At 64.8% G+C, this 13,228-nt stretch carries 15 protein-coding genes and 1 tRNA gene; 14 read left to right on the forward strand and 2 right to left on the reverse strand.

Annotated elements, in window-relative coordinates:
* The 8 genes from F464_RS0115560 (at position 1) to F464_RS0115595 (ending at position 6,142) form a co-directional block, all read left to right on the forward strand.
* On the forward strand, positions 1 to 507 hold the full coding sequence (locus F464_RS0115560; protein WP_018990765.1) for an LPS-assembly lipoprotein LptE: 507 nt from the start codon (positions 1 to 3) through the stop codon (positions 505 to 507).
* The gene (holA, locus tag F464_RS0115565; protein ID WP_018990766.1) at positions 504 to 1,511 is read left to right on the forward strand and encodes a DNA polymerase III subunit delta; all 1,008 of its coding nucleotides are present in this window, start codon (positions 504 to 506) and stop codon (positions 1,509 to 1,511) included. The genes F464_RS0115560 and holA overlap by 4 nt, the downstream gene beginning before the upstream one ends.
* Positions 1,512 to 1,597: 86 nt before the next feature.
* Positions 1,598 to 2,875 (forward strand): glutamate-5-semialdehyde dehydrogenase, encoded by a 1,278-nt coding sequence (locus tag F464_RS0115570; protein ID WP_018990767.1) that lies wholly within the window; start codon positions 1,598 to 1,600, stop codon positions 2,873 to 2,875.
* Positions 2,876 to 3,000: 125 nt separating this feature from the next.
* Positions 3,001 to 3,594, forward strand: a complete 594-nt coding sequence (locus F464_RS0115575) for a chalcone isomerase family protein (RefSeq protein ID WP_018990768.1) — start codon at positions 3,001 to 3,003, stop codon at positions 3,592 to 3,594.
* Between the two features lie 58 nt (positions 3,595 to 3,652).
* Positions 3,653 to 4,150: a methylated-DNA--[protein]-cysteine S-methyltransferase gene (locus tag F464_RS0115580; RefSeq protein ID WP_018990769.1), complete on the forward strand. Its 498-nt coding sequence runs from the start codon at positions 3,653 to 3,655 to the stop codon at positions 4,148 to 4,150.
* Positions 4,147 to 5,061, forward strand: a complete 915-nt coding sequence (gene xerD, locus F464_RS0115585; protein ID WP_018990770.1) for a site-specific tyrosine recombinase XerD — start codon at positions 4,147 to 4,149, stop codon at positions 5,059 to 5,061. The genes F464_RS0115580 and xerD overlap by 4 nt, the downstream gene beginning before the upstream one ends.
* A 52-nt stretch (positions 5,062 to 5,113) precedes the next feature.
* The gene (gene ybaK / locus F464_RS0115590; RefSeq protein ID WP_018990771.1) at positions 5,114 to 5,602 is read left to right on the forward strand and encodes a Cys-tRNA(Pro) deacylase; all 489 of its coding nucleotides are present in this window, start codon (positions 5,114 to 5,116) and stop codon (positions 5,600 to 5,602) included.
* Between the two features lie 174 nt (positions 5,603 to 5,776).
* Positions 5,777 to 6,142, forward strand: coding sequence for an H-NS histone family protein (locus F464_RS0115595; RefSeq protein WP_018990772.1), 366 nt, complete (start codon positions 5,777 to 5,779; stop codon positions 6,140 to 6,142).
* A 41-nt stretch (positions 6,143 to 6,183) separates the two neighbouring features.
* Here the strand turns inward: F464_RS0115595 and F464_RS0115600 are convergent, their stop codons facing one another.
* Entirely contained in the window at positions 6,184 to 6,561 is a 378-nt protein-coding gene (locus F464_RS0115600) for a dihydroneopterin aldolase (protein ID WP_018990773.1), read from the reverse strand.
* A 41-nt stretch (positions 6,562 to 6,602) separates the two neighbouring features.
* Here F464_RS0115600 and plsY point away from each other — a divergent pair, with 41 nt between their 5' ends.
* Positions 6,603 to 7,196: a glycerol-3-phosphate 1-O-acyltransferase PlsY gene (gene plsY / locus F464_RS0115605; protein ID WP_018990774.1), complete on the forward strand. Its 594-nt coding sequence runs from the start codon at positions 6,603 to 6,605 to the stop codon at positions 7,194 to 7,196.
* A 17-nt stretch (positions 7,197 to 7,213) separates the two neighbouring features.
* On the opposite strand, the gene tsaD is transcribed toward plsY, so the two are convergent.
* The gene (gene tsaD, locus F464_RS0115610; RefSeq protein ID WP_026296045.1) at positions 7,214 to 8,242 is read right to left on the reverse strand and encodes a tRNA (adenosine(37)-N6)-threonylcarbamoyltransferase complex transferase subunit TsaD; all 1,029 of its coding nucleotides are present in this window, start codon (positions 8,240 to 8,242) and stop codon (positions 7,214 to 7,216) included.
* Between the two features lie 145 nt (positions 8,243 to 8,387).
* On the opposite strand from tsaD, the gene rpsU reads away from it, so the two are divergent.
* From rpsU to F464_RS0115635, 5 genes are all read left to right on the forward strand, one after another.
* A complete protein-coding gene (rpsU, locus tag F464_RS0115615; RefSeq protein ID WP_011238288.1) occupies positions 8,388 to 8,600 on the forward strand; it encodes a 30S ribosomal protein S21 in 213 nt (70 codons plus the stop codon).
* Positions 8,601 to 8,696: 96 nt separating this feature from the next.
* Positions 8,697 to 9,143, forward strand: a complete 447-nt coding sequence (locus tag F464_RS0115620) for a GatB/YqeY domain-containing protein (RefSeq protein WP_018990776.1) — start codon at positions 8,697 to 8,699, stop codon at positions 9,141 to 9,143.
* 33 nt (positions 9,144 to 9,176) lie between these two features.
* The gene (gene dnaG, locus F464_RS0115625) at positions 9,177 to 11,003 is read left to right on the forward strand and encodes a DNA primase (RefSeq protein WP_018990777.1); all 1,827 of its coding nucleotides are present in this window, start codon (positions 9,177 to 9,179) and stop codon (positions 11,001 to 11,003) included.
* A 49-nt stretch (positions 11,004 to 11,052) separates the two neighbouring features.
* Positions 11,053 to 13,047: an RNA polymerase sigma factor RpoD gene (gene rpoD, locus F464_RS0115630; protein ID WP_018990778.1), complete on the forward strand. Its 1,995-nt coding sequence runs from the start codon at positions 11,053 to 11,055 to the stop codon at positions 13,045 to 13,047.
* A gap of 54 nt (positions 13,048 to 13,101) precedes the next feature.
* A tRNA-Ile gene (locus tag F464_RS0115635) sits at positions 13,102 to 13,180 on the forward strand.
* Positions 13,181 to 13,228: the final 48 nt, after the last annotated feature.

Below are 13,228 nucleotides of genomic sequence, written 5' to 3' on the forward strand. Positions count from 1 at the left end.
ATGACCCCTTCCCGCTCCCGTCGCAGCCTGCTGCAAGCCCTGGGTGCCCTCGCCGTAGCGCCGCTGGCCGGCTGCGGATTCCAGTTGCGCGGACCGCGTCCGCTCGCGTTCTCAACCCTCCACGTCAACGTCGGCGCCCAGAACGAGTTCGGCGCCGCGCTGCGCCGGCGCATCCGCACCAGCGGCACGACGGAGGTGGTCGACGACCCGAGCCAGGCCGAGGCGAAGCTCGAGATCCTGCGCAACCAGCCCGAGCGCGAGATCCTGACCCTGACGGGGGCGGGCAAGGTGCGCGAGTATGAACTGCGCCACGTCCTCACATTCCGGCTGGTCGACCGGGCGGGCACCGAGCGCATCCGGCCCACCACAATTTCAGCCAAGCGCGAATACACCTACGACGATTCTCAGGTGCTCGCAAAGGAACAGGAAGAAGCCCTGCTCTACCGCGATATGCGGGGCGACCTCGTCGACCAGCTCATGCGACGACTCGCAGCCGTCAAGCCGTGATCCTGCGTCCGGACCAGCTGCCCGCCCTCCTCGAAAAGCCGCTCGCCCCGCTTTACCTGCTGCACGGCAACGAACCGCTGCTCGTGCTTGAAGCGGCCGACCTGGTCCGCGCGGCGGCGCGCCGCCAAGGCTTCGAGGAGAGGGAAACGCTGGTCGTCGGTCAAGGATTCCGCTGGGAAAGCCTGAGCGGGGCAGCCGGCAATTTCTCGCTCTTCGGCGGCTCCAAGCTCATCGACCTGCGCATCCCCAACGGAAAGCCCGGCCGCGAGGGCGGGGATGCACTGCAACGGCATGCGCGCAAGCCCTGCGACGGCATCGCCACCCTGATCACTCTGCCTGAACTGGACTGGGCTACACGCAAGACCTCTTGGTTTACGGCCCTGTGCGATGCCGGCATCGCGGTCGAACTCAACGCGCCCGAACGCGAGCGACTGCCGGAGTGGATCGCCGGCCGTCTCGCGCGCCAGAATCAGTCGGCACCGGCCGAGGCGCTCGCCTTCATCGCCGACCATGTCGAAGGCAACCTCCTGGCCGCACACCAGGAAATCCTCAAGCTGGACCTGCTGCACGGGGAAGGACGGCTGACGCTCGAAAACGTGCAGGACGCGGTGCTCAACGTCGCGCGCTACGACATCGACAAACTCCGCCAGGCGCTCCTCGAAGGCGATCCCGTGCGCTGCACGCGCCTGCTCGAAGGCCTGCAGGGCGAGGGATCGGCGCCGCCGCTGGTCCTTTGGGCCCTCGCGAACGAAATACGCACGCTCGCAAACCTGAGCTCCGGCGTCGCGTCCGGACAGCAGTTGCCGGCCCTGCTCAAGGCCGAGCGCGTCTTCGACGAACGGCGACGCCAAGCGATCCAGCGCGCCCTGCCGCGCCTCAAGCCGGCGACGCTGCGCGCCGCGCTGCTGCACGCCGCGCGCATCGACCGCATCATCAAGGGCCTCGCCCCTGGCGACGTGTGGGACGAGTTCCTCCAGCTCGCGCTCCGGCTCGTCCGCCACTAGCGCCTCGGGCAAGCCCCTTCCGGCACTGGCCGCACGGCACCGTTCGGTGCTTTAATATTCTTTTGCACGGCAACACCGGAATTTCGATGGATATCCAGGAATACATGCAGACGCTGGGCCGCCAGGCCCGCGCCGCCTCGCGCCAGATCGCTTGCGCATCGACCGCCGACAAGAACGCGGCGCTGCTCGCGATGGCCGCCTCGATCCGCGAGCGCCGCGAGGAGCTCCTCGCCGCCAATGCACGCGACCTCGATGAAGCCCGCGCAGCCGGACTCGAGCCGGCGATGATCGACCGCCTCACCCTCGACGCCAAGGGCATCGAGGCGATGGCACAGGGTCTGGAGCAGGTCGCTGGGCTGCCCGACCCGGTCGGCGAGATCACGGACGTCAAACGCCGCCCCTCCGGCATCCAGGTCGGCAAGATGCGCGTTCCCCTGGGGGTCATCGGCATCATCTACGAAGCACGTCCCAACGTCACCGCCGATGCGGCAGCCCTGTGCCTGAAGTCCGGCAACGCGGCGATCCTGCGCGGCGGCAAGGAAGCCCTGCACTGCAACCAGGCGATCGCCGCCTGCGTGCGCGCCGGCCTCGCTGCCGCGGGCCTGCCCGAAGCGGCCGTGCAGGTCGTCGACACCACCGATCGCGCCGCCGTAGGCCACCTCATCACGATGCCCGAATTCGTCGACGTCATCGTACCGCGCGGCGGCAAGGGGCTGATCGAGCGGATCTCGCGCGAAGCGCGCGTGCCGGTGATCAAGCATCTCGACGGCAACTGTCACGTCTACATCGAAACCGAGGCCGACCCGGCCAAGGTCGTGCCCATCGTCGAAAACGCCAAGACGCAGCGCTACGGCACCTGCAATACTGCCGAATCGCTGCTCATCGACCGCGCCGTGGCCGCCCGCTTCCTGCCGGAGATCGCACGCATGCTCGCCGCCCGGAAAGTCGAAATGCGCGGCTGCAGCGAATCGCTCGCGATCCTGCGCGACGCAGCCATTCCGGGTGCCCGCCTGGTCGCTGCCACGGAACAGGACTGGAGCGAGGAATACCTGGCGCCGATCATCGCGATCAGGGTTGTCTCGAACATCGACGAGGCGATCACGCACATCAACACCTTCAGCTCGGGGCATACCGAGGCGATCATCACCGAGAACTACACCCGCGCGATGCGTTTCCTGCGCGAGGTCGATTCGTCGTCGGTGATGGTCAATGCCTCGACACGGTTTGCCGACGGCTTCGAATACGGACTGGGCGCCGAAATAGGTATTTCCACCGACAAGATCCACGCTCGCGGACCGGTCGGTCTTGACGGCCTCACGAGCCAGAAATGGATCGTGTTCGGCAACGGGGAAACGCGCCGCTGACAACGGCTCGACGCACGCCCCCACCCGGCCCCACCCGGCCCCGCAATACCCCCGAACGCCCGTCCCCGTACGGGCGTTTTCGCGCCGCGGGAGAAACGGGCCAGGAGACTCGAGGAGACCATGCAATGAACTATCGCCCACTGCTTGCCGCCCTCGCACTCGCACTCGCGACCGCAGCGTCACATGTCTCGCTTGCCGGCGCTGCGACGAACGTCGCCGGCGTGACCTTCGACGACACCGCCAGCGTCGCCGGCCAACCACTTGTCCTCAACGGCGCGGGCGTGCGCACGCGCCTGCTGTTCAAGGTCTATGCGATGGGCGTGTACGTCGCACAACGCGCCCATGATCCGGGCGGCCTGCAGAACCAGCCCGGCAGCAAGCGCATCCGCATCGTCACGCTGCGCGACCTGAGCGCCGAGCAGTTCGTCGAAGCGCTTGTCGAGGGGCTGAAGAAGAATCACAGCCCTGAAGCGCTCGCGGCACTCGAACCCGCGATCGGCGCGTTCCGCAAGGCCATGCTCGAGATCAAGGATGCGCCAACGAATACCGAAGTCCTGATCGAATCGTGGAACGGCGCCACGCGCCTGACCGTAGCCGGGAAACGGCGCGGCGAGGACATCTCCGACGAGCGCTTCTTCCCCGCGCTGCTGCGCATCTGGATCGGCGACGTTCCCGCAGACGCCGAGCTCAAGCAGAACCTGCTCGGCAAGGCGTCGTAACGCGGCAGGCCACCCCGAAGACATTCACCTGCAAGTGCGCCACAGCACAATCCACACGATGAGTTCCGACCGACCCGCCTCCGCAGGAGCGACCTTCTCGGCCATCCTCACGCTGCCCTTCGGCGGACTGGGAGTGCGCGCCGACCGACGCTGCATCCTGGAACTGGTCTTCCTCCCGCCGGGAACCCGCGCCATCGCCCCCGACACCCCCCTTGCCGAGCGCGCTGCAACGCAGCTGCTCGCCTGGATCGACGACCCGGATCGCCCCTTCGATCTCCCGCTCGCCGAACGCGGCACGCCGTTCCAGCGGCGGGTGTGGACGGCCATCTCCGCCATCCCGCGCGGCACACATCGCACCTACGGTGAAATCGCCGGCGGGATGAACAGCGCCGCACGCGCAGTCGGTCAAGCCTGCGGAGCCAACCCCTTTCCCATCGTCGTCCCCTGCCACCGCGTAGTGGCGGCCGGCGGGAGCCTCGGCGGCTTTGCCAATTCGACCGGCGGCTACCTGCTCGACACCAAACGCTGGCTGCTGCAGTTCGAGGCCGGCCGGTGAGCGTCGCAAGCCACCTGGACGCCGTCAACCACGCCGAACTCGACAACTTCAACGACGCGATGTGGCTCGAGCATGGCCTGTCGCGCAACACCCTCGCCGGCTATCGCAGCGACCTCGCCCTCTTCGCGTTCTGGCTCCAGGAGCGTGGTGCACTGCTCCCGCAAGCCGGCGCGCCGGATCTCGCCGCGTACCTCGCCGAATTCAGCCGCAGATCCCGGCCAGCCAGCCAGCGACGGCTGCTCGCCGCCTGGCGCCGCTACTACCGCCACCTGCTCGTGCAGGGACGCATTGCCACCGATCCCACAACGCTGCTCGATCCGCCGATGCGTACCGAGCGCTTTCCCAAAACCCTCACCGAAACTCAGGTCGATTCCCTGCTCGCAGCCCCCGACGTCGACAACCCCATCGGCCTGCGCGATCGCAGTATGCTGGAAGTGCTGTATGCCACAGGATTGCGAGTTTCGGAACTCGTCGGACTCAAGATATTTTCTGCGAGTCTTTCCGACGGTGTCGTCAGGGTAATGGGAAAAGGCAGCAAGGAACGGCTGGTTCCGCTCGGCGAAGAGGCGATCGACTGGCTCGCCAGCTATCTCCGGCATGCACGCCCTGCACTGCTTGCCGGAAAGACCAGCGACGATGTCTTTGTCAGCCGCCGCGGAAGCGGAATGACGCGCCAGATGTTCTGGCGCATCATTAAACAGTACGCAATGATTTCGGGCATACCCGCCGAAAGCATCTCGCCCCACACGCTACGCCACGCCTTTGCAACCCACCTGCTCAACCACGGTGCCGATTTGCGCGTCGTGCAGATGCTCCTGGGCCACGCCGACATATCGACCACCCAGGTCTACACGCATGTCGCTCGCGAACGCCTGAAAGCACTGCATGCACGCCATCACCCGCGTGGATGAATCTCTCCTTCAAATACGCCTTTAAAGTCGATACGCAATCCGGAGCACCATCATGAGCAAACAGGACGCGCACGCACCCGAAACGCCGGCCACGCGTTTCCTCAAGCAGCACTCCGTCGCCTTCTCCACACATCTCTATGATTACGAGGCACACGGAGGAACGAAAGTGTCCTCGCGCGAACTCAATGTCGCCGAACACTCGGTAGTCAAAACATTGGTCATGGAAGACGAAAGCGCCGCTCCGCTGATCGTGCTGATGCATGGCGACCGCAAGGTATCCACCAAGGAACTCGCGCGCCAGACGGGCAGGAAACGCGTCGAACCGTGCCCCCCGGAAACCGCCAACCGCCACTCCGGCTACCTCGTCGGCGGCACCTCGCCCTTCGGCCTGCGCAAACGCATGCCGATATACATGGAAAGAACGATCCTCGACCTCCCGCTCGTCTATATCAACGGAGGCCGGCGCGGTTTTCTGGTCGGAGTCAGCCCCCATGAAATAATGCGCGTATTGCAACCCGAGCTGGTCAGCGCATCCATTTGAACGCGTTCACGCGAATCCGATTACGATTTCAATCCATTTTCCGATTCTAATTCTCCGGAATAGCTGGCAGAATATGTTCAGCCAATCATCCTGACGCTCCGTAGCCCGCAACGCGGACGGGGAAGATTGTCCAGATCAGAGATCAGATCAATAACAATTGAAACCGGAGAAAACATGGAACTGGCCAAGATGTCGCTGACCGAATTGCGCCGCCTGCAATCCAAGGTCGAAACGGAGATCCGTCGACGCAGCGATTCCGCCCGCCGCGACCTCCTGAAGAAGATGCAGAAAATGGCGGCCGAAGAGGGCCTGTCGCTGAGCGACCTGCTGCCCAACGCCGTCGCGGAAGAGAAGAATGCGCCGACCAAGCGCAAGGCCAAAGTGGTGGCCAAGAAGACCGCCCCCGTCGCAGTGAAATACCGCAACCCTGCGAATCCCGGAATCGGCTGGAGCGGCCGGGGCCGCAAACCGCAGTGGGTGATCGACTGGCTTGCCCAGAACAAGCCGCTCGCCGAACTCGAGGCCGTGGCGGCCAAATAAGCCGACTCGGGGCACCCGGTGCCCCGCTCAAGGCTTTCTATTCAGCTCGTGGCCGGGGGAAGGGGAATCCCCTCCCGGCCACGCTGGATATACACCCCGACTCGCCGCACCCCTTTCATGACCCCCATCTTGGCGATGCGGATCTTCACCCAGGGGGCGCCGAATTCGTCGAACAGGAGTTTCACGACGAATTCCCCGAGGGTTTCTATCAGGTTGAAGTGGCGCTCGCCGAGTTCCTTGCGGATTCGCTCGATCACTTCCGCATAGTCGATCGTGTCGGCGATGTCGTCCTGCTCTGCCGCCGAATCGGGAACCCCGAACGTGAGGTTGAGCTCCAGGGTCTGCGGCGCGGCCTTTTCGCGCGAATAGATACCGACCCACGCCTGAACCCTCAATTCCTCGATGAAAATGAAATCCATGTCGTTTCCCGATTAGAATCGCGGCAATTCTAGGTGAAAAAATGACCCTGCTGCCTTTATTGCTGGCCGCCTACCTGCTCGGCTCCATTCCCTTCGCCATCGTTTCGAGCCGCCTGTTCGGCATTGCCGACCCGCGCAAGTACGGCTCGGGCAACCCGGGCGCAACCAACGTCCTTCGCAGCGGCAACAAATCCGCAGCCCTGCTGACCCTGCTGGGCGACTGCGCCAAGGGATGGCTCGCCGTCTGGGGCGCAGCCCGCCTCGGCTTCGACGCCACCGACACCGCGCTCGCCGGCCTCGCAGCCTTCCTCGGACACGTCTTCAGCGTGTTCCTGCGCTTCAACGGCGGCAAGGGCGTGGCAACGGCGCTCGGCGTACTGCTAGGGATCAACGGATGGGTCGCACTGTCCGCACTGGCAACCTGGCTCGTTATCGCATTCACGACGCGCTACTCGTCTGCCGCCGCACTCTGCGCCGCACTGGCCACACCCGTCGCCGGCTACGTCCTGCTCGGCGCGACCCCGGTGGTCGGCATTCTCGGGCTCATCGCCGCAATCCTGATCTGGCGACACAGCGCCAACATCCGCAAACTGCTCAACGGCACCGAAGGCCGCATCGGCGGCCGCAAGGCCTGACATTTCGCCGATTCGCGTCAGGCCGCCCCGGGCGCGCGCAGCGCCGCAAGCGGCCAGCGCGGATGAACCCTGACCGCACAAGCCGTGCCGGGCACCTCGCCGGCCGCCAACCGGCGCGCGCCCGCAAATGCGATCATCGCTCCGTTGTCGGTGCACAGCTCGGGCTCCGGGTAATACACCCGCCAACCCTTGCGCCGCGTCGCCACATCGAGGCGCTGGCGCAGCTGCCGGTTGGCACCGACACCGCCGGCCACCACCAGTCGCGACAGACCAGCGAGCTCCAGCGCCTTGAGCGCCTTCGCGCACAGCACGTCGACCACCGCATCCTGAAAGTCGGCTGCCAGGTCCGCAGCATCCTCGGGTGTCCACTCAGGGCCGGAGACAACATTCAGCACCGCAGTTTTCAGACCGCTGAAGCTGAAATCGAGATCCCCCGACCTGAGCATCGGCCGCGGAAGACGAAACCGTCCCGGGCGCCCGCGTTCCGCAAGCCCCGCCAACTGCGGACCGCCCGGATATCCCAGACCGATCAGCTTGGCCGTCTTGTCGAACGCTTCGCCCGCCGCATCGTCGAGCGACTCGCCCAGTAGCACATATTCGCCCACGCCGGTCACCTGCATGAGCTGGGTATGCCCGCCCGAAACCAGCAGTGCAACAAACGGAAACTCCGGCGGATCCACTGACAGCAGCGGCGACAGCAGATGCCCCTCGAGATGATGCACGGGCAGCACCGGCACCCCCAGCGACATCCCGAGCGCCTCCGCATAGCTCGCACCAACCAGCAGCGCCCCCGCAAGCCCCGGCCCGGCCGTGTAGGCGATCGCATCGATCTGGGCGAGACTGCAGCCGGACTCGGCAAGCACCTGCCGCACGAGCACCGGAAGGCGGCGGATGTGGTCGCGCGAAGCCAGCTCCGGAACGACGCCGCCATATGTCGCGTGCAGATCGATCTGCGAATGCAGGCAATGCCCGAGCAATCCAGCCTCGACGTCGAACACCGCCACCCCCGTTTCATCGCAGGAGCTTTCGATTCCCAGAACTCTCATGATTTGCAGCCAACAGCCTCACAGACGGGACAGGGCGCCATTCTAACGGGCCGACAATCGGAAAGCTAAGTTTGTACTTGGCTTGCCGGGATCGAACGGATATAATCCGCGCTTTCCGCCTACCAGACACACAAGGAAGTTCGCAATGCCGGGTATCCGCGTCAAGGAGAACGAGCCGTTTGAAGTCGCCATTCGCCGCTTCAAGCGCACCATCGAAAAAACCGGTTTGCTGACTGAGCTGCGCGCCCGCGAGTTCTACGAAAAGCCCACCGCGGAGCGTAAGCGCAAGTCGGCCGCCGCCGTCAAGCGCAACCACAAGCGCCTGCGCAGCCAGACCCTGCCGCCGAAGCTGTACTGATCCCTTCCGGATCCAGCAGCCGGTCACCCACGCCGGGCGCAAGTCATTCGACTTGCGCCCGGCGTGCTTTTTGCATTTCCATTCGGAACATCGCCCATGTCCCTCAAGCAACGCATCCAGGACGACATGAAGGCCGCCCTGCGCGCCAAGGATAGCGCTCGCCTCTCCGCCGTGCGCCTGCTCATCGCCGCAACCAAGCAGCGTGAAATCGACGAACGGATCGAACTCGACGACGCCGACATCCAGACCACGGTCGAGAAGCTCGTCAAACAGCGCCGCGACTCCGCGAGCCAGTACGACGCAGCAAACCGCCCCGATCTGGCCGCCAACGAGCGCTTCGAGATCGAGGTACTGTCGGCCTACCTGCCCGTCCAGCTGTCGGACGCCGAACTCGATGCCGAGATCACGGCAGCCATTGCCGATGCCGGAGCCACGAGCATTGCCGACCTCGGCCGCGTGATGCCGCAACTCAAGGCGCGCCTTGCCGGACGTGCGGACATGGCGGAAGCCTCGCGCCGGGTGCGCTCCAGGCTCTCGGCCTGAGCGCCTACCGCCCGAACGCGGGCGGCGGCAACCATGATCCCGCAGTCGTTCATCCAGGACCTGCTCGCGCGCGTCGACATCGTCGACGTCATCGAACGCCACCTCACCCTCAAGAAGAGTGGCGCGAACTACTTCGCCTGCTGCCCCTTCCACGGGGAAAAGTCCGCATCGTTCTCCGTCAGCCCGAGCAAGCAGTTCTACCACTGCTTCGGTTGCGGCGTGCACGGCAGCGCCGTCGGCTTCCTGATGGAATACAGCGGGCTGTCGTTCGTGGAAGCAGTCAAGGAGCTCGCATCCTACGCAGGACTTCAGGTTCCGCAGGAAACCCGTCCCGGATTCCGCCCGGAGGCGCAGCCAGCACATGACGGACTGGTCGAAGCCATGACCGCTGCCGCCCGCTTCTACCGCGAACAACTCAAGACGGCCCCTGCAGCGATCGACTACCTCAAGCGGCGCGGAGTGTCGGGCGAGATCGCCGCGCGCTTCGGCATCGGCTTCGCGCCCGACGACTGGCAAGCCCTGCGCGGCACCTTTCCGAACTACGACGCCAAGGCCCTGCTCGACGCCGGCCTCGTGATCGAGAACGACGCCGGACGTCGTTACGACCGCTTCCGCAACCGCATCATATTCCCGATCCAGGACCGTCGAGGGCGCATCATCGCGTTCGGCGGACGAGTCCTCGACACAGGCGAACCGAAATACCTCAACTCCCCCGAAACCCCGCTGTTCGAGAAGGGACGCGAGCTGTACGGCCTGCCGCAGGCCCAGAAAGCGATCCGCGACGCCGGCTACTCGATCGTCGTCGAGGGCTACATGGACGTCGTCGCGCTTGCGCAATTCGGCGTCGCCAATGCCGTCGCGACCCTCGGAACCGCGACCACGCCGCATCACATCAACACCCTGCTGCGCCAGTCGCAGCGGATCGTCTTCTGCTTCGATGGCGACAATGCGGGGCGCAAGGCGGCACGGCGCGCCCTGGAGTCCGCGCTCGAGGCGCTGCGCGACGACGTCGCCCTCGCTTTCCTGTTCCTGCCCGAACAGCACGACCCGGACTCCTTCGTCCGCGCGCACGGAGCCGCTGCGTTCAACGAGGCTGCGAACGACGCCACCCCACTGACGACCTTCCTGCTCAACGAACTGCGTGCCGAATGCCCGCTCGACACCGCCGAAGGCCGTGCCAAACTCGTGCATGACGCGAAACCCCTCGTCACCCGCATCGCCGCGCCGATGCTGCGCCTGCAGATCATCAAGACGATCGCGGATGCTTCCGGGTTCAGCCAGAGTGAAGTGGAAACGGCTTTCGGTCTCAAACCCCAGAGCACCTCGCGCCAATCGCGCGAGGGCGGATTCGACGGCTGGCGTCACCGCAGCGCCCCGGATTTCGCCGCTCCACCCCCGAACCGCCAGCACCGGCGGCCACCCTCCGGAGCAAACACCCTCCTGCGCCTGGTCCTGCAGCATCCCGCATGGGCGGCAAGACTGCCGGTCGATCTCATTCCCGTCCACACCGCCGAAGGCCGTGCCCTGGTCGCGATCATCGACCTGTCGAGTACCGGCGACCTGGCAATGAACGCCGGACTGGGTGCGCTGGTCGAACAGTTCCGCGATACGCCCCACGCCGAAACGCTGGCGCGCGTGGCTGCGGAACTGGTCGACGCAGAATTCGACGAAAACGTTGTCGAGATCCTCTTCGAGGACACCCTGAACAAGCTCCACGCCAATGCGATCACGCGCGAGATCGCCGCCCTCACGGCGCAGGAGCGCGAATCGGGACTTTCCCCGATAGACAGGCATCGACTCGCAGAACTGCTTCTCGAAAAAATGAGCTTTGTCAACGCCCGCAAACAGCTGGACGTTTAGTATAATTGCAGGTTACCCAATTCATCTTTCGCCCGATTCAAGGAGTGCCATGGCCCGCGAAAAAACCAAGGATTCGCGCAAGGAAAGCCCTAAAGGACGAGCCTCCAAGGCCAAGGACAAGGCCGTTCTGATCGCCGAAGGTCCGGCACTCGGGCCCCTCGACGCCGAAATCCGCAGGACCCGCCTCAAGACCCTGATCACGCTCGGCAAGGAGCGCGGCTATCTCACCTACGCCGAGATCAGCGACCACCTTCCCGACGATGTCGCCGACGCCGAGCAGATCGAAGGCATCATCGCGACCTTCAACAACATGGGCATCCGGGTGTTCGACGCGGCCCCGGCCGCCGAAGACCTGTTGATGTCCGACGCAGTCCCGAGCACGGTGGACGAGGACGTCGCCGAGGAAGAAGCGGAACAGGCGCTGTCGTCGGTCGACTCCGAGTTCGGGCGCACGACCGATCCCGTGCGCATGTACATGCGCGAAATGGGCACTGTGGAGCTGCTCACCCGCGAAGGCGAAATCGAAATCGCCAAGCGTATCGAAGACGGCCTGCGCCACATGGTCCAGGCAATCTCCGCCTGCCCGACCACCATCGTCGAAATGCTGGAGCTCACCGACAAGGTTGCGAGGGACGAAATGCGCATCGACGAGCTCGTCGATGGCCTGATCGACCCCAACGCTGCCTCCGCCGAAGAACAAGCGGCCATGTCGGAAGCGGAAGACAGCGATGAGGAAGCCGAGGAAGAGGAGAGTGCGGACGTCGGCGACGACGACGACGACGAGAGCTCCGAGGAAAAGGAAGCCGCTGCCAACGCAGCGACGCTCCTGCAGCTCAAGAACGAAGCCCTCGCACGCTTCGCGATCATCCGCGAACTGAACGCGCGCAAGATGGTATCCCTCGCCGACCGCGGCTCGCAGGACGCAGATTACCTATCCCTGCAGCAGCAGATTTCGGACGAGCTCCTCAACATCCGCTTCACCGCCAAGTCGATCGAACGCCTGTGCGACTCGGTGCGCCACATGGTCGAGCAGGTGCGCGGCCACGAGCGCCAGATCCTGCAGCTGTGCGTGGACCGCGCGGGCATGCCGCGCCAGCACTTCATCAAGGTCTTCCCGGGCAAGGAAGTGGACCTCGACTGGCTCAAGGACGAGATCGCCGTCGGCAAGAACTACTCCGAGGGCCTGATGCGCGTGCATCCGGCAGTGCTCGAGGAGCAGCAGAAGCTCATCGATCTGCAGACCCGCATCGGTATCCCGCTCAAGGAACTCAAGGACATCAACCGCCAGATGTCCACCGGCGAGGCCAAGATGCGCCGCGCCAAGCGTGAGATGACCGAGGCCAACCTGCGTCTCGTGATTTCCATCGCGAAGAAATACACCAACCGCGGCCTCCAGTTCCTCGACCTGATCCAGGAAGGCAACATCGGCCTGATGAAGGCGGTGGACAAGTTCGAATACCGTCGCGGCTACAAGTTCTCGACCTACGCGACGTGGTGGATCCGCCAGGCCATCACCCGCTCGATCGCCGACCAGGCACGCACGATCCGCATCCCGGTTCACATGATCGAGACGATCAACAAGATGAACCGCATCAGCCGGCAGATCCTGCAGGAAACCGGTCAGGAACCGGATCCCGCAACGCTCGCCGAGAAGATGGAGATGCCCGAGGAGAAGATCCGCAAGATCATGAAGATCTCCAAGGAGCCGATCTCCATGGAAACGCCGATCGGTGACGACGACGACTCGCATCTGGGCGACTTCATCGAGGACCAGGCGACGCTGGCCCCGGCCGACGCGGCGATGTACTCCAGCCTGCGCGACGCCACCGGCGAAGTGCTCGACTCCCTGACCGCACGCGAAGCGAAGGTGCTGCGCATGCGTTTCGGCATCGAGATGAACACCGACCACACCCTCGAGGAAGTCGGCAAGCAGTTCGACGTCACCCGCGAACGCATCCGCCAGATCGAAGCCAAGGCACTGCGCAAGCTGCGCCATCCGAGCCGCTCGGAGCGTCTGCGCAGCTTCCTCGACAGCGACGCCTGATCCCCCGCGCCCGCGCCAGCGGGCGCGCAAGCACCGGGACAGCAATCAGTCCAAGGGCCTCTAGCTCATGCCTGGTTAGAGCAGCGGACTCATAATCCGTTGGTGCTGGGTTCGACTCCCAGGGGGCCCACCAAAAAGAAGGGGTTACATCGAAACGGTGTAACCCCTTTGTCTTTCCCGG

It is taken from the genome of Aromatoleum toluclasticum ATCC 700605 (assembly GCF_000378245.1).
In the GTDB taxonomy this organism is placed as follows: domain Bacteria; phylum Pseudomonadota; class Gammaproteobacteria; order Burkholderiales; family Rhodocyclaceae; genus Aromatoleum; species Aromatoleum toluclasticum.

Excerpts from the sequence above, each read along its gene's own strand:
- F464_RS0115600 (WP_018990773.1), bottom strand. The coding sequence starts at position 6,561 with ATGGATTTCATTTTCATCGAGGAATTGAGGGTTCAGGCGTGGGTCGGT.
- dnaG (WP_018990777.1), top strand. The coding sequence starts at position 9,177 with ATGATCCCGCAGTCGTTCATCCAGGACCTGCTCGCGCGCGTCGACATC.
- rpsU (WP_011238288.1), top strand. The coding sequence starts at position 8,388 with ATGCCGGGTATCCGCGTCAAGGAGAACGAGCCGTTTGAAGTCGCCATT.
- F464_RS0115560 (WP_018990765.1), top strand. The coding sequence starts at position 1 with ATGACCCCTTCCCGCTCCCGTCGCAGCCTGCTGCAAGCCCTGGGTGCC.
- F464_RS0115580 (WP_018990769.1), top strand. The coding sequence starts at position 3,653 with ATGAGTTCCGACCGACCCGCCTCCGCAGGAGCGACCTTCTCGGCCATC.
- F464_RS0115575 (WP_018990768.1), top strand. The coding sequence starts at position 3,001 with ATGAACTATCGCCCACTGCTTGCCGCCCTCGCACTCGCACTCGCGACC.
- ybaK (WP_018990771.1), top strand. The coding sequence starts at position 5,114 with ATGAGCAAACAGGACGCGCACGCACCCGAAACGCCGGCCACGCGTTTC.
- plsY (WP_018990774.1), top strand. The coding sequence starts at position 6,603 with ATGACCCTGCTGCCTTTATTGCTGGCCGCCTACCTGCTCGGCTCCATT.
- rpoD (WP_018990778.1), top strand. The coding sequence starts at position 11,053 with ATGGCCCGCGAAAAAACCAAGGATTCGCGCAAGGAAAGCCCTAAAGGA.
- tsaD (WP_026296045.1), bottom strand. The coding sequence starts at position 8,242 with ATGAGAGTTCTGGGAATCGAAAGCTCCTGCGATGAAACGGGGGTGGCG.
- F464_RS0115570 (WP_018990767.1), top strand. The coding sequence starts at position 1,598 with ATGGATATCCAGGAATACATGCAGACGCTGGGCCGCCAGGCCCGCGCC.
- F464_RS0115595 (WP_018990772.1), top strand. The coding sequence starts at position 5,777 with ATGGAACTGGCCAAGATGTCGCTGACCGAATTGCGCCGCCTGCAATCC.
- F464_RS0115620 (WP_018990776.1), top strand. The coding sequence starts at position 8,697 with ATGTCCCTCAAGCAACGCATCCAGGACGACATGAAGGCCGCCCTGCGC.